The sequence below is a fragment of the Mycobacterium spongiae genome (genome assembly GCF_018278905.1).
GTDB classification, from domain to species: Bacteria; Actinomycetota; Actinomycetes; order Mycobacteriales; family Mycobacteriaceae; genus Mycobacterium; species Mycobacterium spongiae.
In genome coordinates this window covers 2116704-2136125 of record NZ_CP046600.1, presented here as the reverse complement: position 1 = coordinate 2136125, position 19422 = coordinate 2116704, and the positions used below count along the sequence as shown (strand labels likewise).

Here is a 19422-nt window from a genome sequence, read left to right as displayed (position 1 = left end):
CGGGTTAGCGCAACAGCTCCCGGGCCGTCGCTGCCGCACCACACGAGCACCGTCACAGCGGCTGGCCGCCATTGCCGCCATCGCCGCCGGGACCGCCGCCGCCGCCGGTCCTGTTAGTGGGGGGGCTGCCGGCCTTGCCGGCGTCGCCAGCGCCGCCGGGCGCAACAACACCGCTGGTGTCGCCGGGGCCACCGGTGCCGCCGGTACCGCCGGTGCCGCCGCTGCCGCCGAGTGAGCCGGTGCCGCCCTGGCCGCCGACGCCGCCCGCCCCGCCGTCGCCGCCGCTGCCCGTCGTACCACCACCGCCAACACCACCGGCGCCGCCCTTGCCGCCATCGCCACCAGTGCCGCCAGCACCGGAGGCCCCGCCACCGCCGGTGCCGCCAACGCCACCATCACCACCGTTGACCCCAGTGCCGCCTGTACCGCCGGTGCCGCCGGTGCCGCCGTTGAGTCCGTTAGTGGCGGTGCCGCCGCCGCCGCCGATACCGCCCGTGCCGCCTTTACCGTTGGTGCTGTTACCCCCGCTGCCGCCATCACCACCGTTGGCGCCGGCAACGCTGCCTGTGATGTCCAAACCGCCGGGGCCGCCCCTGCCGCCGGTGCCACCATCACCGTTGGTGCTGTTGCCGCCATTACCGCCAACACCGCCCTTACCAGGGGTTCCGAAGGCAATGCCACCCAGGCCGCCGTCGCCGCCAGTGCCACCATCGCTATCGGTGCCAGTGCCGCCATTGCCGCCACTGCCGCCGACACCAGCGAAGCCAGCACCGTGGTCCACACCGCCGAAGCCGCCATTACCGCCGGCCCCGCCCGCGACGGTGGTGCCGGCTGTGCCGGATGCGCCCGCGATGGAGCCGGTGCCGCCGGCCCCCCCAGCGGCGCTGGCGCCGGCATTACCGCCGGTCCCGCCGGCACCGCCCGTACCGGCGGTGAGCCCAGTTCCGGAACTACCGTTGGTACCGCCGTCACCGCCGTCACCACCGCGACCCGGGTCGCTGGCGTTGCCACCGTCACCGCCGCTACCGCCAGTGCCTAGGGCGCCGGCGTCGCCGCCGGCCCCACCCGTGCCGCCGGTGCCACCAGTGCCGCCAGCACCGCCGGCCCCGCCGTCGCCGGGGCCGGAGCCGGAGCCGGCGGTATCGTTGAGTCCGCCTTCGTCTCCGTTGCCACCGTCGCCGGCGGCGCCGGCGTCACCGCCGGCACCGCCCTTACCGCCGTCACCGTTGGGAGCGTGGCCGCCGGCCCCGCCCTCGCCTCCGTCCCCAGCTGCACCGCCGGCGCCGCCCGCACCGCCGGTGGCGCTGCTGACAAAGGTTCGGGCGCCGTCGCCTCCGTCCCCGGCTGCACCGCCGTTGCCGCCATCACCACCGGCACCGCCGTTGCCGCCGTTGTCTCCGCCTTTGCCGCCGGCTCCGCCAGCACCGCCGGACCCGCCGTCGCCGCCGGCCATACCGGACGCACCACTGTTGGTGGCGGCCGAGGTCCCTCCGGAGCCAATCCCACCCTCACCGCCGATACCGCCGTCGCCGCCGTCACCCGTGCCGCCGAAGCCGGCCAAGCCACCGTCACCGCCGACTCCGCCGCCGCCGCCCGCTCCGCCGCTACCGCCGCCGGTGCCCCCGAACAGCCCACCGGCCCCGCCTGAGCCGCCCGCTCCGCCGTCTCCACCTGCGCCGCCGTCACCACCGCCGCCCCCTTCACCGCCGGCACCGCCGTCGCCAGACAGCCCGCCGGTCCCACCGAGGCCGCCGGCGCCACCATTACCGCCGAGGGTGCCGACCCCGCCGCCGCCGCCCGCGCCGCCGCCACCGCCATTACCTGCGGTGCCCACCGCGAGACCGCCCCCGCCGCCATCGCCGCCGTCACCGCCTGCGCCGTAGCTGCTGCCCGCGCCGCCGGCCCCGCCGGCCCCGCCGATACCGCCGCTACCGCCATCGGCCAACGCCACACCCCCCGCGCCGCCGCCACCGCCGTCGCCGCCGACCAAGCCGTCGCCGCCCTGGCCGCCGGCCCCGCCGTCGCCGCCGTGAATCCCGATGCCCGACGCGGCGCCGGTGCCGCCGGTGCCGCCCTTACCGCCGGCCCCGCCAGTACTGCCGCTGACACCCGCTGCACCGGATGAGCCCGTGGTCGAGCCGGTGCCGCCGTCCCCACCAACGCCGCCCGCACCGGCGTTACCGCCACTACCACCAGCCCCACCCACACCAGCCGTAACACTCGCGGTGCCTGTGGGGCCCAGGGCACCGTGACCGCCATTGCCGGGGCTCCCGCCGGTCCCGCCGTCACCGCCGGCCCCGCCAGCGCCTAGACTGCCAGCCTGGAACCCGACGGCCTGCGAGACCCCACCGGCCCCACCGGCCCCGCCGACGCCTCCGACACCGCCGTTGCCGCCGTTGCCGCCGTTGTCGCCGGCCACACCGGGAGCGTCGCCATTGGCACCGCTGGCGCCCTGACCTCCCGCGCCACCAATCCCCCCCGTACCTCCGACCCCGCCCCGGCCGCCGTCACCGGCATCGGCTCCTCCTGTCCCACCCGCACCGCCGGCTCCGCCAACCCCGCCGGTACCACCCATACCGCCACTGTCACCCGAGGCGCCAGCGTTGGCACCCTCCGCGCCAGCCGCACCAGCACCACCCGCACCACCAGCACCACCATTGCCGACCAACCCACCGTTACCGCCGGCCCCGCCGACCCCGCCGGCAAGACCCACACCGGCAACGTCGGTGCCGGTAGCATCCCCACCGTCACCGCCAGCCCCGCCGTTACCGCCGCTGGTTGGGATGGCGCCGCCCCCACCGGACACACCCTCGCTGCCGCCGACGCCGCCCGAAGCGCCGCCTTGACCACCGGTCCCGCCCGCGCCTGGGGCACCACCGGCCCCACCAGCGCCGCCCGTACCGCCGGCCAGTCCGGTCCCGCCACCACCACCGGACCCGCCGTCACCTGCGGCCCCGCCAAGACCGCCGAGGCCGCCCTCCCCACCGTCACCGGCGAGCCCGGCCGCCCCGAACAGTCCACCCGCACCACCAACTCCACCCTTGCCGCCACCCCCCCCTTCACCACCAGCGCCGCCGGTACCACCACCCCCACCGACCCCACCAACACCACCGACTCCCGCAGCATTGGCAACACCGACACCGCCGGCACCGCCACTACCACCAACCGCGCCCACACCGCCAACCCCTCCGACCCCACCGGCGCCCCCGGCACCCCCAGTGCCAGTCAGCCATCCCCCGCTACCCCCGTTACCGCCCACACCGCCAGTACCACCAGCAGCGCCGGGCGACCCTGTCCCGCCGGCCTTTCCGGGAAGGCCGCTACCACCATCGGCGCCAGGATCACCAGGCACAGCACCAGCCGCGCCAGCCGCGCCGGTACCACCGGCCCCACCGTTGCCGCCAGTACCGAACGGTGACAGCAGTCCGGCGTCGCCGCCGTTACCACCAGCGGCACCGATGCCCCCGATACCACCAGCCCCACCGTTACCGAACAGCCACCCGCCATTCCCCCCGGCCCCACCCACACCGCTACCCGCACCAAAACCAGCACCGCCAACCCCGCCATTACCAATCAGCCCGGCATCCCCACCACGACCGCCATTGGGATTGGGCGCATCGCCCGCACCGCCAGCCCCACCATTGCCATACAACAACCCACCAGCCCCACCGTTTTGCCCCGGCGCCCCAGCCGCCCCATCACCAATCAGTGGGCGCCCGAACAGCGCCTCGGTAGGTGCGTTGATCACCCCGAGCACGTCTTGCTCGATGCTTTGCGCCGACGCGTTGAGCGCCTCAGCGGCCGCATACGCCCCGCCAGCACCGGTCAGCGTCTGCACGAACCGCTGATGAAACCCCGCCATCTCGGCGCTAAGCACCTGATAATCGCGGCCATGCCCAGAAAACAGCTCCGCAATGGCCGCCGACACCTCATCACGAGCGGCGGCCAGCACACCGGCCGTGGGTGCCGCCGCGGCCGCATTCGCCGCGCTCAGCGCCGAGCCGATACCCTGCACATCAGCGGCCGCCGCGGCCAACACCTCAAGTGTGACGAACATATAAGGCATCTGGCAAACCTCGCATTCTCTGTCCACAACCCCGCAATAGCCGGCGGCGCCGTCGATGTAGGCGGTGGGGACGAAGTCATAAGCGAAGCTGATCTGTGGTCCGCCGAACCGTTTTGCTTTGCTAATCTGGTCCCTCTACGCGCCTCAAGAGGCGTCCACCCGAGTATATCGCGAACGTTAACATCGCACTGAAGTTTTGAAATCGCTTTCTGGCAAACAACCATACGCAGCGTTACCCGGACCAAGTTGCTCGTACAGATGTTTGCTAATAGCGAGACACTGACCGCCGCGCCGAGGCACGGGTCTAACAAGCCAGCGCCCAAGATCCGACCGCGGCAAAGCTAGTGCGCGCCCGGCGCTGACCCGTGAGGCGCTCAGCTACACACGGTCACACCCTCGGGCTAGTACGATCGATCCGAGCCTTGTCGGACAGATATGCCCGACCATGACCAGGATGCGTTCATCGGTCCGGCCGCGATGACCGACCGCACCGATTCCGGCGCTCACGCCGACGCCGGCACCTGCGGCCGGCGCGCGGGGTGCCGCACTCGACGACACGGCGTGAACGAAAGTTTCCGACAGTACTGGACTCGCCGAGGTCCAACACGCCGCAGCCCGAAAAACCCTTTGCTCGGCAATGCCAGGCGGCCCCGCCTAGCAGAAACGACCAGCAGATCAGACGTCTCTAGCCATCGTGGGCTCCGGATCAGACATCCGACGTGGAGCGCGGCGCGATTGCGTTCACCAGGTCGGCTGTAAAGCCGGGCAGCCCACCCAGCGGGTCGAGCAGCATGTGCACGCACGTGTCGGCCAACAGAGCGGCGTCGAGCGAGGGATCGAAGACCCCAGCAGAAGCTGATATCCAAGGTCCGTGACGGCACCAAGGTGACCAAGAAATACGACACCACGGCCACCCCATTCCGCCGCGCCATCGATCACCCCGACGCTCCCGTCGACCGCATAGCCACTCTCGCCCGAACCCACGCTCTGATCAACTCCGCAGCCAGCCAGCGCCAGATCCAAGCCCCGACCGCACAGCTTCACAACACGACCACCAGCAAGTCCCAGCCCGCCACCCGGGCCCGAATCCCCAGGCGCGCACAATCACATGAGGCAACGAAACCGCCTTCGCGCGCATCTTGACGTGAGGCAACGCATAGGGTCAGCCTAGGGTCAGGCCTGGGTCCGCACTCGAATACCAACACCAAGGAGAGGCCGCGGAATGACAACAATCGCTATCGAGCCTTACGGGCAACTGAAGTACCACGAGATCGCCGGCGCGCGAATGGCCTACATCGACGAAGGCGACGGCGACGCCATCGTCTTCCAGCATGGCAATCCGACATCGTCGTATCTGTGGCGCAACGTCATGCCGCACCTGGAAGGACTGGGGCGCCTGGTCGCGTGCGATCTGATCGGGATGGGTGCCTCGGACAAACTCAGCGGCTCCGGCCCGGACCGCTATCACTACGCCGAACACCGCGATTACCTCTTCGCCCTGTGGGATGCGCTCGAGCTTGGCGACCGCGTGGTGTTGGTCTTACACGACTGGGGATCAGGGTTGGGCTTCGATTGGGCCAATCAGCATCGCGATCGGGTCCAGGGAATCGCATTCATGGAAAGCATCGTCATGCCGGTGACGTGGGACGATTGGCCTCCTCCCGTGCGGCCCGTGTTCCAGGGGTTCCGGTCCCCTGAGGGCGAGCAGATGGTGTTGGACCAGAACATCTTTGTCGAAGGCGTCTTGCCCGGAGCGATCCGCCGCAAGCTGTCGGACGAAGAGATGAACCACTACCGCAAGCCGTACGTCAACGCCGGCGAAGACCGACGGCCGACCTTGTCGTGGCCACGGAATATCCCCATCGACGGGGAGCCGGCTGACGTGGTCGCAGTAGTCAACGAGTACCGCAGCTGGCTCGAAGAAAGCGATGTGCCGAAGTTGTTCGTGAATGCCGAGCCGGGCGCGATCCTTACCGGCCGCGCCCGAGACTATGCCCGAACTTGGCCGAATTTGACCGAAGTCACGGTTTCCGGTTCGCATTTCATTCAGGAGGACAGCCCGCACGAAATCGGCGCAGCCGTAGCCGAATTCGTCCGACGGCTACGCTCCTGATCGTCACGGACCAGCGTCATCACCGTGGCCCGCGCGCAACAGCTTTTCGGGGTGGTGGAACCTGTTGACTCGTGGTTGGCCGCGATCCACGTGGGGCGGCGGGATCCACTCGGTGTCGCCGTTGGCGCGTTTTCTGGTGGTCCAGCCGCCGGGTTTGATAAGCCGGTGATGCGGGCCGCAGGCGAACGCCAGGTTGCCGATGTGGCTTTGTCCACAGCTGGAGTACTCATCGACATGGTGCACTTCGCAGAGGTAGCCGGGCACGTCGCATCCCGGTGACGAGCAACCACGATCCTTGGCGTAGAGCACGATCCGCTGCCCGGGCGAGGCAAGGCGTTTCGTGTGGTACAGCCCGACGGCTTGGCCTTTGTCGAAAATCGCCAGGTAATGATGCGCCTGACGGGCCAGGCGGATGACGTCTGTCATGGGTAGCAGGCTGCCCCCACCGGTGAGTGCCTTACCGGTTCCGGATTCTAGTTCTCGCAGCGTCGTGGACACGATGATGCTCGCGGGTAGCCCATTGTGCTTGCCCAGATCACCGGAGGCCAACAGCCCGCGCAGGGCGGCGTTGAGCCCGTCATGGTTGCGTTGAGCGGCGCTGCGGGTATCGCGCCTGATCGCGTCGCTGCCGGCCGTTTCGTCGACCAACGGCGCGTTGTCGTCGGGATTGCACATCCCGGGAGCGGCCAGTTTGGCTAGCACCGCCTCGAGGGTGGCCCGGGCTTGGGGTGTCAGCCAGCCGGCCAGCTTCGACATGCCGTCGATGTCTTGGCTGCCCAACGTGAGCCCGCGCCGGCGGGCTCGGTCCTCGTCGGTGTAGTCGCCGTCCGGGTGGAGGTAGTCCATGAGCCGCTGGGCCAGCTTGGCGAGCTCATCGGGACGAAACCCGGTGGCCAGCTCGGCGAGGTGCGCCTCGGCATGCTCGCGGGTGCCGCCGTCCACCGCGTTGGGGAGCCGACCCAGAAATCCGCGGATGACCGCCACGTGGCCGGCGTCGATGAGACCGCGGCGCTGGGCTTGGGCCGTGGCAGTCAAGAGCGGCGGCAGCGGTTGGCCAGTCAGGGCGCGGCGCTGTCCCAGATCGGCGGCCTCGGCCACCCGGCGGCTGGCTTGGCTGCGGGTGATGTGGAGCCGGTCGGCCAACGCCCGGGGCAGCGTGTCTCCCAGCTCGGCCGGGCTGGCCTGCTCGGCGATCTGGTTGATCAACGTGTGCCCAGTAACCGGTAGCCGGCGCGCCACCCGTTCTAGGCGCTCCATGATGCGCAACCTTTCCGGGGTGGTCAGCGCAGCAAACGACAACTCGCAGAGGCGATCCAGGTCAGCGTCGAGCGCGTCGAGGACCTCGGCGATCTCTTCACGACTACTCGCCAACATGTTCGAAACTCTACAGCGGGGCACCGACAAGAATCCGTGTGTCGCAGCCCCTGAAACCGCAGTGACACAAGTGGTTTCGCTTGTCCTTGGGCATGGGTACTGCCCAGGCGCACCAGTTGGCTCGGATTACCCGCCCAACCGCGAAAGCACTTCGATCACAACCGAATCCACCGAGACCGAGACCTGCGTGCCCGTCGCCAAGTCCTTGACGCCGATCGTGCCGGCTTCGATGTCGCGATCACCCGCGACCAGCGCCAGCCGGGCACCCGAACGGTCAGCCGCACGCATCGCGCCCTTGAGTCCGCGGCCCCCATACGCCATGTCAACCCGCACACCACTCGCTCGGAGCTCGTTGGCCAGCACCGCCAGCCGAAGCTTGGCCGCATCGCTGCCGGGCACTCCGAATACGTCGCAGCGGGTGGTCTCCCCCACGCTCTTGGCCTCGGCGCGCAGCGCCAGCAGGGTTCGGTCCACCCCGAGCCCAAACCCGATGCCAGAGAGGTCGCGTCCGCCCAACCGCTGCATCAGCCCGTCGTACCGGCCGCCGCCACCGATTCCGGACTGTGCGCCCAGCCCGTCGTGGACGAACTCGAAGGTGGTCTTGGTGTAGTAGTCCAAGCCGCGCACCATGCGCGCATTGATGACATAGGGCACCGCAAGCGCATCCAGATGTGCCAGCACGGTGTCGAAGTGCTGCTTGGCGCCATCGGACAGATGATCGAGGAGCACCGGCGCCTCGGCCATCATGGCGCGCATATGGGGGCGCTTGTCGTCGAGCACCCGCAGCGGGTTGAGCTCGGCGCGTCTGCGGGTCTCCTCATCGAGATCTAACCCAAACAGGAAATCCTGCAGAAGTTCTCGGTATTGCGGGCGGCAGCTTTCATCGCCGAGGGACGTGATCTCCAGCCGGAAGCCGTCGAGTCCGAGCGAGCGGAAGCCGGCATCGGCGATGGCGATGACCTCGGCGTCGAGCGCTGGGTCGTCGACGCCGATAGCCTCCACCCCGACCTGCTGCAGTTGACGATAGCGACCGGCCTGCGGACGCTCATAGCGAAAAAACGGACCTGCATAACACAGCTTCACCGGCAGGGCGCCCCGGTCGAGACCGTGCTCGATCACCGCGCGCACCACCCCGGCGGTGCCCTCGGGCCGCAGCGTCACGGATCGATCACCACGATCGGCGAACGTATACATTTCCTTGGAGACCACGTCGGTGGACTCACCCACGCCGCGGGCGAACAGCGCCGTGTCCTCGAAGATCGGCAGCTCGATGTCACCGTATCCGGCACGCCGGGCGGCTGTGAGCAGACCAGCGCGGACGGCGACGAACTGCGCCGAGTCGGGCGGGATGTAGTCCGGTACCCCTTTGGGTGCCGAGAAAGCCGAGAATTCGGTCACGGGCTCAGGCCTTCGATGAACGGATTGCAACGCCGTTCGGCGCCGATGGTGGTGGAATTGCCGTGTCCCGGAAGCACGACCGTCTTGTCGTCGAGCACCAACAACTTATCGACGATCGAACGCAGCAGGTCACGTCCGCTGCCACCAACAAGGTCACTGCGGCCGATCGCACGCTCGAACAGCGTGTCGCCACTGAATACGACGTCGTGGCCGTTCTTCGTTGCCTGAAGGACCCGGAACACCACCGATCCGCGGGTGTGCCCGGGTGTGTGATCGACGATGACCGAAATAGGGCCCAGGTCGATCTTGTCGCCATCGCGGTCCAGCTCGACGACCTGTTTCGGCTCCCGAAAGAATGCTCCGGCCATCAGCTGTGCCACCCGGGGCCCGAACCCGTTAATCGGGTCGGTCAGCATGAACCGATCCTCCGGATGGATGTACGTGGGGCAACCGAACGCGTCGGACACCTTCTGCGCAGACCATATGTGGTCGACGTGCCCGTGGGTGAGCAGCACCGCCGCCGGGGTCAACCGGTTCTTGTCGAGGATGCGTCGCACGGGGCCCATCGCACGCTGGCCCGGGTCCACGATGACAGCGTCAGCCCCAGGCCGCTCGGCGAGCACATAGCAGTTACACGCCAGCCACCCGGCGGGAAATCCGGTGATCAACACGACTCCCAGTTTCCCATCTGCTGCGCCCCGGCGACGATACGGGCCGAATCTCAGCCCGCCGCCGGACATGGGGCACTTGACACCATGCGCGGCGCCCACATTAGCCTGGGCTGGCATCTCGGTCCGACGCAGCGGACAACAGGGAGGGATATCGGCCGTGCCGACCAACCAACAGCGACGCGCATCAGCCAAGCGCAAACTCGAGCGGCAACTGGAGCGCCGCGCCAAGCACGCCCGGCGGCGCCGGATCCTGCTCATCGGCGGCGGCGCCGTCGCGGCAGTGGCGGTGATCGCGGCTGTGACGATCGCGGTGATCAAGAACACGGGCGGCGACGAGAGCAGCACCGCGGCGGCGACCACCAGCAGCGCAGCCGAGGCGACCACACCACCGCCGCAGGACGCGACGGTCGCACCGCTGCCACCGTTCACGCCGTCGGCCAACTTGGGCGCCAACTGTCAATATCCGGCCTCGCCAGACAAGGCCGTCAAGCCGGTCAAGCCGCCCCGGACGGGCAAGGTCCCTACCGACCCGGCGCAGGTGAGCGTCAGCATGATGACTAACCAGGGACCCATCGGCCTCATGCTGGCCAACAGCGAGTCGCCGTGCACCGTCAACAGCTTCGTCAGCCTCGCCCAGCAGGGCTTCTTCAAGGACACCACGTGCCACCGGTTGACCACCTCCCCGACGCTGTCGGTGCTGCAGTGCGGCGACCCGAAAGGCGACGGCACGGGTGGGCCGGGCTACCAGTTCGCCAACGAGTACCCCACCGACCAATATCCCCCGGGCGACCCCGGTTTGCGCCAGCCCGTTGTCTATCCGCGCGGGACTTTGGCTATGGCCAACGCCGGGCCTGACACCAATAGCAGCCAGTTCTTCCTGGTTTACCGCGATTCGCAGCTGCCGCCTGAATACACGGTGTTCGGCACGATCCAGGACGACGGGCTGGCCACACTGGACAAGATCGCCGAGGCCGGGGTTGCCGGCGGCGGTGAAGACGGCAAGCCCGCCCTCGGGGTGACCATTCAGTCCGTGCTGCTGGACTAGGCGACGGCCCTAAGCAGCCGACGTCACCCGATAGACGTCGTAGACGCCTTCGACGTTCCGCACGACATTGAGCAGATGGCCCAGGTGCTTGGGATCACCCATCTCGAAGGTGAACCGGCTGACCGCGACCCGGTCACCCGACGTGGTGACCGACGCGGACAAAATGTTCACCTTCTCGTCGGCTAGCGCGCGCGTGATATCCGACAACAGCCGATGCCGGTCGAGGGCCTCGACCTGGATCGCCACCAGAAACAGCGACGACGGCGACGGCGCCCACAGCACTTCGATGATGCGCTCCGGCTGCTGCCGCAGCGATGTTGCGTTGGTGCAATCTGTGCGGTGCACGCTCACCCCGCCGCCGCGAGTGACAAAGCCCATGATTTGGTCCCCGGGCACCGGGGTGCAGCACTTGGCGAGCTTGGTGAGCACACCCGGCGCCCCGGGAACCGAGACACCGACATCGTCGGTGCTGCGCGGGCGCCTCGGCATGGTCGCTGGTGTGGAACGCTCAGCGAGTTCCTCCTCGGCCTGGTCGATCCCGCCGAGCTCGGCAAGCAACCGCTGCATGACGTGTCGGGCCGATACGTGTCCCTCACCGATCGCGGTGTAGAGCGCCGAGACATCGACGTAGTGCAGCTCACGGGCCACCGCCGCCATCGATTCGCCATTCACCAAGCGCTGCAACGGAAGTCCACCACGACGGACCTCGCGGGCCATCGCGTCCTTACCGGCCTCCAAGGCCTCCTCGCGCCGCTCTTTGGCGAACCACTGTCGGATCTTGGTCTTGGCGCGGGGCGACACCACAAACTGCTGCCAGTCCCGAGACGGCCCAGCATTGGATGCCTTGGACGTGAAAACCTCTACGACTTCCCCGTTTTCCAGTTTGCGCTCCAGCGCTACCAACCGCCCATTGACCCGGGCACCGATGCACCGATGCCCAACCTCGGTGTGCACCGCGTAGGCGAAGTCCACCGGCGTCGATCCGGTCGGCAACGTGATCACATCGCCCTTCGGCGTGAACACGAAAATCTCTTTCACCGCAAGGTCGTAGCGCAGCGACTCGAGGAATTCTCCCGGGTCGGCGGCCTCTCGCTGCCAGTCAAGCAGCTGGCGCATCCAGGCCATGTCGTCGATCTCGGCAGCCGAGTGCGGATGGGGAACGCCGTTGCGACCCTTGGCCTCTTTGTAACGCCAGTGCGCCGCGATACCGTACTCGGCGGTGCGATGCATATCGCGAGTACGGATCTGCACTTCCAGCGGATTGCCCTCTGGGCCGACTACGGTGGTGTGCAGCGACTGGTAGACACCGTATCTCGGCTGGGCGATGTAGTCCTTGAACCGTCCCGCCATCGGCTGCCACAGCGAATGCACCACGCCGACGGCCGCATAGCAGTCACGGATCTCGTCACACAGGATGCGAATGCCGACCAGGTCGTGGATGTCGTCGAAGTCGCGGCCTTTGGCGATCATCTTCTGGTAGATCGACCAGTAATGCTTGGGGCGGCCCTCCACCGTTGCTTTGATCTTCGACGCACCAAGCGTGTTGACGATCTCCGTACGCACCTTCGCCAGGTAGGTATCCCGAGACGGCGCGCGGCCGGCGACCAGTCGGACAATCTCCTCGTACTTCTTGGGGTGCAAGATCGCGAAGGACAAGTCCTCCAGCTCCCATTTGACGCTCGCCATGCCCAGCCGATGCGCCAAGGGTGCAATAACTTCCAACGTCTCGCGGGCCTTGCGGGCTTGTTTCTCCGGTGGCAGGAAGCGCATCGTGCGCATGTTGTGCAGCCGATCAGCCACTTTGATCACCAACACCCGCGGGTCACGGGCCATTGCGGTAATCATCTTGCGGATCGTCTCGCCCTCGGCGGCGCTGCCGAGCACCACCCGATCCAGCTTGGTCACCCCGTCGACGAGATGGCCGACTTCCTCGCCGAATTCCTCGGACAACGCCTCCAGCGTGTAGCCGGTGTCCTCGACTGTGTCATGCAGCAACGCGGCCACCAAGGTCGTGGTGTCCATGCCCAGCTCGGCGAGGATGTTGGCAACCGCCAGCGGGTGGGTGATGTAGGGATCACCGGAATACCGCAACTGGTCGGCATGGCGTTGGTCGGCGACCTCGTACGCTCGCTGCAGCATCGAGAGGTTTGCCTTGGGATAGATCTCACGGTGCACCGCTACCAACGGCTCGAGCACCGGATTGATAGCACTGCGCTGCGCTGTCATCCGGCGGGCCAAACGCGCACGCACCCGGCGCGACGCACTGCTCGTCGTCTTCAGGGTCTCTACCGGCTGCTCGGGTGTCTCGGCGGCTGGTAGCGGCTCCGTGGGCGGCGGAGTGGTCTGTGTTGCGCCCTGATCTTCCGCCACGGTAGTCACCTCCGACCTAGAGGATAATCCGTAGTCCATTTGCCCCGCTCCTCCTCGGGCCATTCCGGCCCGCATCGTCGCGCGGGGAAGTCCATTTGCCCCGCTCCTCCTCGGGCCATTCCGGCCCGCATCGTCGCGCGGGGAAGTCCAGTTGCCCCGCTCCTCCTCGGGCCATTCCGGCCCGCATCGTCGCGCGGGGAAGTCCAGTTGCCCCGCCCCCACCACGCACTTTTTGGGGCCATTCCGGCCCGCGCGAACGATCGGGCTCGCGGGCTAGGCTAGGTTCGGCTGAGACTGTGGACCGGCAACGGCGCGATCGCATCCCGGCCACCCAGGCCCGACAGCTCCACGACCACCGCAGCACCGGTGACGTTGGCGCCGGCGCGTTGAAGCAACAGGTTCGCCGCTCGCAGCGTGCCGCCGGTCGCCAACACATCGTCGATGATCACCACGTTGCGACCCCGCAGCTCGATGCCCTCGGCGGGAATCTCCATGGTGGCGGCGCCGTACTCCGTGCGATAGTCCTCGCTCAGCACCGGTGGCGGGAGCTTGCCCGACTTACGGATAAACAGTAGGCCGGTACCGAGCCGCGCCGCGATGGCCGCCCCTACCAGCGACCCCCTGGATTCCACCCCAGCAACCAAGTCAGCGCCGGACACCACGTCAGCAAGCGCGTCGACCACCGCGGTCATCGCTTCGCCGTCAGCGAACAGCGGGGTGAGATCCTTGAACCCCACACCCGGTTTGGGGAAATCGGCGACGTTGCGGGTCAGCGAAGCGACAACGTCACCGACGGGAGTACCGCCTCCTCCGACAGTCATCACTGTATTAACGCCCATCGGTCCATATTCCAGCCCGCGCCCCAGCGCGTTGGGTTCCTACTGACGGCATACATTTTCTTCGACATCAACAACGTCCGCTGCTGCCGGTATAGCGGCAAGGTCGGCATCTCGCCCCACAGCACCGGCGCACCCTCCGCAAGCAATCTGACGCGCTCGGCGGGGTCGGCATTGACTGCCAGCGCGCTGATGAGGCCGTCGACCTGAGGGTTCGAGTAGCCCGAGAGATTGTTTCCATTGCCGCTGTGCAAGTCATAAGCGTCCATCGCGGACGATCCGGTCGATCCGCTGCCGGTGGCGCCGCCGGTACTGGCCACCAAGACATCGATCCGTCCGTCCCGGAGCGCCTGCGGCCCCGAGGTATCCAGAGTCACACCCGAAACCGTAATGCGGGCCGGCGCGCACGCCGCCGCAATCGCCCCGACCGTCGCCGCCAACCGCGCATTGGGCGCCCGGTAGCCCATTCGCACCGTCAGCGGCGAGCCCCCCAACTCATCGCCAGCCGCCGCCGGATCCGACCGATCAAACCGGCGCGCCTCGGCAGCGCTCTCCGCCTCGGCGACAGCATCCTCGGTCGCGGGGCTGAGCCGCGAGTTGGCGATAGCCACTCCGGCGTCGCGGGCGATGGTGTCCCGCGGCGTACACAATGCGAGCGCGCGCCGGGCACGTACGTCCGCGAGCGGACCCGCCGGCGCGAAGATCAGTTGCTCGATCCCGGCCGAGGGTGAATCGCTGCGCTGATAGTTGTCAGGAGTAACCAGCGACCCAGACGATCCGGTGGCAACGTCGATCACATCGACGTTGCGGTCGTTGAGCCGGTCCTGGATCTCGGGCCCCTGCTGCCACACCGTGACCCGTTTGGTGATCGCCTTGGTGCCCCACCACCGGTCATTCGCGACAAGCACCACCGCACCACCGTCGAGAACGGACTCGATCTTGTATGGCCCCGACGACGGGAAACGTTTCGCGACCTCGTCCCGTTTGAGGCCGGGCTTGAGATCCCAGGTGGTATTCCACAGTCGCGCAATCTGTTCCACCACATCGTTATTCGGATCCCTGGTCGGGCGCTTGTCGTTCAGAAGCGCGGCGGTGACATCGACGTTCAGCTGCTCGGCTATGACATGCGAGGGCATCATCGAGGTCGCGGCGAACAACTGCATGAAGTCGACGACGCCGCGGTCGCGTTTAAAAGACACCCGGGCCTTCTTCTGGCCCGACTTGCAATCGATATTGGCGATGTCGACATAGCCGGCCTGGGTGGCGGCGTCGAAGCCCGGAAAGCGTCCGGACTGAGCCGCCCAGGCCAGCACCAAGTCGTCGCACGTCACCGGCGCACCGTCGGAGTAGACGGCCTTGTCCTCGATCTCATAGTCGAGCACTAAGGGGGAACCGCCCACCACCGAGATGCTTCCGAAATCGCGGTCGGCGACCACCTGCCCGTCGGGTCCGTGATACCCGAATCCGGTGAGAGTCCGGGCGAACGCCTGCGCTCCGGCCGATGCGGCACCAATGACGGTGTTGGTGTTGTAGGTCACCAACGCGCCGTCGACGACGTAGTCGATCGATGCGGCGGCGGTACCCGAGCATGCGGTCATCGTTGCCGCCGCTGCCATACCGATAACGTTGCACCACAACGCTGTCCGCAAGCTGACGTTGGCCCCAGTGCGTCGGCGCCAGGTGGCCATAGTGACTACCGCCGACCCGCGTTTCGCTTGCCCGTCGGACGCCGAGTCCCTGAGGGACGCACGGGCCGCGCTCCCGGCGCCGGCTTGTTCGATGCCGCCGTTGTGCCAGGGGCCTTGGCCTTTCGTCCGGTGCTGGCCGATGCACTCTCGTCCGATGGCTTGTCCCCGCTGGTTTGCGTCGTTTCCGTCGCTTCCGTCGCTTCTGGCGTTTCCATCGCTTCACGGGGCACGGAGGCGTCCTTATTGGCGTCCTCTGCCCGGGCCGAGGAGACCGGACTGCGCCGTTTCAGGACCTTGCGCGTGTGGTTGCGCACGAGCTCCGTACGTTCCCGCAGGGTAACCAGCAGGGGCGTGGCGAAGAAGATCGACGAGTAGGTACCCACGATGATCCCGATCAGCAGCACCAACGCGAGGTCCTTCAGCGTGCCCACGCCGAGCAGCCACACCGCCACGACCATCAGCGCCAGCACCGGCAACACCCCGATCAGGCTGGTGTTGATCGATCGCATGAACGTCTGGTTGATGGCCAAGTTGGCTTGCTCGGCGAAGGTGCGCCTAGTGGTGTGCTGAAAGCCGTGGGTATTCTCCTCGACCTTGTCGAACACGATGACGGTGTCGTAGAGCGAGAAACCGAGGATGGTCAGCAGGCCGATAACGGTGGCGGGGGTGACCTCGAAGCCGACCAGCGAGTACACCCCGGCGGTCACGGTCAGGTCGAAGAACATGGCCGCGATCGCCGACATGGTCATGTAGCGCTCGTAGCGCACGGTGATGTACAGGGCGACCAGGACCAGAAACACCACAAGTGCGATCACTGCCTTCTTGGTGATCTGACCGCCCCAGGTTTCCGATACGGCCGAGTCGCTGATGGCCGCCTTGGCGGGCTTTCCATCGGTTCCCTTGGGCTGGAAAGCATTGAACAATGCGTCGCGCAGCTTCGCCGTCTGGTCATTGGTCAGCGTTTCCGATCGAATCTGCACAGTCGCCGAGGCGCCGCTGCCGACGATCACGACCGATTGCGGATCGTCGCCGAGGGTTCTCGCGAAAACGTCTTCCACCTGCGCGACCTCAGTGTTGCCGCGTGGAAAAGACACCGTGGTGCCGCCTTTGAAGTCGATCCCGAAAGTGAATCCGCGAAAAACGATGCTGACGATGGCAATGGCAACGATCGCACCGCTGATCGAAAACCACATCTTGCGGCGCCCCACTACTTCGAACGCGCCCGTGCCCGTATAGAGCCGGGACAAGAAGCTGTGGCGCGGCACCTCGCTGGTCCTATCGGTTCGCTCCGCGTCGCTCCTGGTGAGCTCGACCGCTTGTGACTTCGGGTATTTCTTGTCGGATTTGCCCGTCTTGTCGGACCCGACACCGGCCTTGGCTTTGGAGGCTTTGGACGCCATCGTGTTATCCCCGTCCCGTCTTGGCGCCGCTCGCTTGTGCCCGGCGTTCTCGCGCGACCTGCTGGACAGCTCCCAAGCCGTTGTAGGCCGGCTTCGCCAGCCTCGAGGACTTGGACGCCACATAAACGAGCGGCCAGGTCACCAGGAAGACCACCACAACATCCAGGATGGTGGTAAGACCCAGGGTGAAGGCGAATCCCTTCACCTGACCGATGGCCAGGAAGTACAGCACGGCAGCGGCCAGAAAGGTCACGGCATTGCCCGACACGATCGTCTTGCGTGCCCGCGACCAGCCGCGCGGCACCGCCGACCGGAATGAACGGCCTTCGCGAATCTCATCTTTGATGCGTTCGAAGAACACCACGAATGAATCGGCGGTAGTCCCGATGCCGATGATCAGACCGGCGATACCCGCCAGATCCAGGGTGTAGTTGATATATCGACCGAGCAGCACCAGGATCGCGAAAACCATTGAGCCAGAGGCGATCAGCGACAGCGCGGTGAGCAACCCGAGTACCCGGTAATACAACAGCGAATACACCAGCACCAGCACCAGGCCGATGGCACCCGCGATCAAACCCGCCCGCAACGACGCCAGCCCCAAAGTCGCCGAAACTGTTTGGGCTTCCGACGATTCAAAGGACAACGGCAACGAACCGTACTTCAGCACGTTGGCCAGCTGGCGCGCGGTCGAGGCGGTGAATGGCGGATCTCCGCCGCTGATCTGAGTCCGGCCGCCCGGGATGGCTTCCTGGATTTGCGGTGCGCTGACGACCTGCGAGTCCAGCGTGAAGGCGGTTTGGGTGCCGATGTGGGCGGCGGTGTAATCCGCCCAGATGTCCGCCGCCGGGCCCTTGAACTGCAGATCGACCACGTATCCGATACCGCGCTGGTCCATGCCCGACGTGGCGTTTTGGATCTGGTCTCCGCTGATGATCGACGGTGCTAGCACGTAGGCCGTCTTGTGGTCGGTCGAGCAGGTCACCAGCGGCAGCGTGGGGTCATCGTTGCCGGCCAGAATGTCGTCTTCGTCGCAGCGGGTGGCCTCGAATTGCAGACCAACCATCTGAATGTATTGGTTGGTGCTCTGCCGCCACTTCTTCTCCTGCGCAATACGCTCGGCCAGCGCCTTGCGTGGATCCGGGGCGGAGGGTTGTTCAGCCGGCGGCGCTTCGGCTGGTTGCGGCGCCCCAGTGGCGGGCGCCGGAGCCGCCGGGCCGGCTGACGGTGAGCTAGGAGGAGGGCTTGGCTGCGTTGTGGGACTCGGGGCGGGATCCTGCGGGTAGGGCCGGGGCTGCGCGCCGGGTTGGATTCGTGGTTGCGTCGGCATCGGGGGTGGGCCGGGCGGCGGCGATTCGGCGCTGGGCGCCCCCGCGGGAGCGCCCCCAGGTGCACCCGGGGGCGCACCGGCCGGCGGCTGGGGCGCGGGCTGTGGTTGCTCGGGCGGAGCAGCCTGCGCAGGCATCGAGTTGAGCACCGGCCGGATATACAGTCGTGCCGTCTGCCCCAGGTTGCGTGCCTCATTGCCATCGTTTCCGGGCACCGTGATGACCAGGTTGTCGCCGTCGACGACGACCTCGGAGCCCGAGACTCCAAGCCCGTTGACCCGCGCGCTAATGATCTGTTGCGCCTGGGAGAGCGCCTCCCGGCTCGGGGCCGAACCGTCCGGAGTACGTGCGGTCAAGGTGACCCGGGTGCCGCCCTGCAGATCGATGCCCAGCTTGGGAGCGGCTCGCTTGTCCCCGGTGAGAAAGACCAGCAAGTAGGCGCCGATGAGCATGACCAGGAACACCGACAGGTAGCGGGCAGGACGCACCGGCGCCGAAGACGATGCCACGTTGCTTGTATCTCCTTGAGAATCGCTTCTGTACCCCGACAGAGCCTACGTGCCGCAGTCGGACACGACCCTGGCTAGCCGCTCGTAGCCCCCGGGTGTGCCCATGCCTGGTCAGGAATCCTTGGCCACCCGGCTCTCGTCGTCGGTGCCGTCCAGAAAGACAAAGCCGTCGGAGCCGTCGGAGCCGTCGACTTCGTGTGTATCGGTGTCGTCTTCATCGAAGTCCGGCACGATCCGGTCGCGTACCGCCAGCTTCATCCACGTGGTCACGACGCCGGGCGCGATCTCGAGGTCGACAGTGTCGTCGGCGATGGCGACGATGGTGGCTTGCAGACCGGAAGTGGTGTGCACGCGCTCACCAGGCTGCAAGGATTCGTGCAGGTCAATTGTGGCTTGCATGGCGCGCCGCTGGCGGCGCGACGCGAAGTACATGAACCCACCCATGATGAGCAGGAACGGCAGAAACAAAACCAAACTCTCCATCAGCGCGCCTGTCTTTCCTATCGGTATTGCCGGAGCAGTCGCCGGCCGGTGCCAAGCCGACCCGTGGTCGTGCACCTCAACTAACAGTCCAGTGTGCCCATCCAGTCTGGCAGGCCGTAGGTCGCCCTCAATGGGTCGCCC

General features: G+C 67.2%; 12 protein-coding genes. 2 read left to right on the top strand and 10 right to left on the bottom strand.

All coding sequences use genetic code 11. The features are described 5' to 3' along the window. Nucleotides 1-52: 52 nt before the first annotated feature. Nucleotides 53-4066 carry a PE family protein gene (locus F6B93_RS08815; protein ID WP_211698756.1) on the bottom strand — a complete coding sequence of 1338 codons (4014 nt, stop codon included), beginning with the start codon at nucleotides 4064-4066 and terminating at the stop codon, nucleotides 53-55. A gap of 1222 nt (nucleotides 4067-5288) precedes the next feature. Between F6B93_RS08815 and F6B93_RS08810 the strand changes: the two genes are divergently transcribed. After that, nucleotides 5289-6179, top strand: a complete 891-nt coding sequence (locus F6B93_RS08810) for a haloalkane dehalogenase (protein WP_211698755.1) — start codon at nucleotides 5289-5291, stop codon at nucleotides 6177-6179. Nucleotides 6180-6182: 3 nt separating this feature from the next. Here the strand turns inward: F6B93_RS08810 and F6B93_RS08805 are convergent, their stop codons facing one another. The 3 genes from F6B93_RS08805 to F6B93_RS08795 form a co-directional block, all read right to left on the bottom strand. Next, nucleotides 6183-7553: an HNH endonuclease signature motif containing protein gene (locus tag F6B93_RS08805; protein WP_211698754.1), complete on the bottom strand. Its 1371-nt coding sequence runs from the start codon at nucleotides 7551-7553 to the stop codon at nucleotides 6183-6185. 126 nt (nucleotides 7554-7679) lie between these two features. Further along, entirely contained in the window at nucleotides 7680-8951 is a 1272-nt protein-coding gene (gene hisS, locus F6B93_RS08800; RefSeq protein WP_211698753.1) for a histidine--tRNA ligase, read from the bottom strand. Further along, nucleotides 8948-9622, bottom strand: coding sequence for an MBL fold metallo-hydrolase (locus F6B93_RS08795; protein WP_211698752.1), 675 nt, complete (start codon nucleotides 9620-9622; stop codon nucleotides 8948-8950). The genes hisS and F6B93_RS08795 overlap by 4 nt, the downstream gene beginning before the upstream one ends. 157 nt (nucleotides 9623-9779) lie before the next feature. Here F6B93_RS08795 and F6B93_RS08790 point away from each other — a divergent pair, with 157 nt between their 5' ends. Further along, on the top strand, nucleotides 9780-10667 hold the full coding sequence (locus tag F6B93_RS08790; RefSeq protein ID WP_211698751.1) for a peptidylprolyl isomerase: 888 nt from the start codon (nucleotides 9780-9782) through the stop codon (nucleotides 10665-10667). 9 nt (nucleotides 10668-10676) lie between these two features. On the opposite strand, the gene F6B93_RS08785 is transcribed toward F6B93_RS08790, so the two are convergent. From F6B93_RS08785 to yajC, 6 genes are all read right to left on the bottom strand, one after another. After that, nucleotides 10677-13037, bottom strand: coding sequence for a RelA/SpoT family protein (locus F6B93_RS08785; RefSeq protein ID WP_211698750.1), 2361 nt, complete (start codon nucleotides 13035-13037; stop codon nucleotides 10677-10679). 278 nt (nucleotides 13038-13315) lie between these two features. After that, on the bottom strand, nucleotides 13316-13858 hold the full coding sequence (locus tag F6B93_RS08780; RefSeq protein ID WP_211698749.1) for an adenine phosphoribosyltransferase: 543 nt from the start codon (nucleotides 13856-13858) through the stop codon (nucleotides 13316-13318). Further along, nucleotides 13858-15561, bottom strand: coding sequence for an ABC transporter substrate-binding protein (locus F6B93_RS08775; RefSeq protein ID WP_211698748.1), 1704 nt, complete (start codon nucleotides 15559-15561; stop codon nucleotides 13858-13860). Before F6B93_RS08775 ends, F6B93_RS08780 begins: the two co-directional genes overlap by 1 nt. 5 nt (nucleotides 15562-15566) lie before the next feature. Continuing rightward, nucleotides 15567-16961: a protein translocase subunit SecF gene (gene secF, locus F6B93_RS08770; RefSeq protein WP_211698747.1), complete on the bottom strand. Its 1395-nt coding sequence runs from the start codon at nucleotides 16959-16961 to the stop codon at nucleotides 15567-15569. 4 nt (nucleotides 16962-16965) lie between these two features. Beyond that, entirely contained in the window at nucleotides 16966-18798 is a 1833-nt protein-coding gene (secD, locus tag F6B93_RS08765; RefSeq protein ID WP_211698746.1) for a protein translocase subunit SecD, read from the bottom strand. A gap of 111 nt (nucleotides 18799-18909) precedes the next feature. Further along, nucleotides 18910-19281: a preprotein translocase subunit YajC gene (gene yajC, locus F6B93_RS08760; protein WP_246541041.1), complete on the bottom strand. Its 372-nt coding sequence runs from the start codon at nucleotides 19279-19281 to the stop codon at nucleotides 18910-18912. Between the last annotated feature and the right edge of the window lie 141 nt (nucleotides 19282-19422).

Coding starts and splice junctions, on each gene's coding strand:
- F6B93_RS08810 (WP_211698755.1), top strand. CDS start 5,289: ATGACAACAATCGCTATCGAGCCTTACGGGCAACTGAAGTACCACGAG.
- F6B93_RS08815 (WP_211698756.1), bottom strand. CDS start 4,066: ATGCCTTATATGTTCGTCACACTTGAGGTGTTGGCCGCGGCGGCCGCT.
- secF (WP_211698747.1), bottom strand. CDS start 16,961: ATGGCGTCCAAAGCCTCCAAAGCCAAGGCCGGTGTCGGGTCCGACAAG.
- yajC (WP_246541041.1), bottom strand. CDS start 19,281: ATGGAGAGTTTGGTTTTGTTTCTGCCGTTCCTGCTCATCATGGGTGGG.
- F6B93_RS08805 (WP_211698754.1), bottom strand. CDS start 7,553: ATGTTGGCGAGTAGTCGTGAAGAGATCGCCGAGGTCCTCGACGCGCTC.
- F6B93_RS08780 (WP_211698749.1), bottom strand. CDS start 13,858: ATGACTGTCGGAGGAGGCGGTACTCCCGTCGGTGACGTTGTCGCTTCG.
- F6B93_RS08775 (WP_211698748.1), bottom strand. CDS start 15,561: ATGGCCACCTGGCGCCGACGCACTGGGGCCAACGTCAGCTTGCGGACA.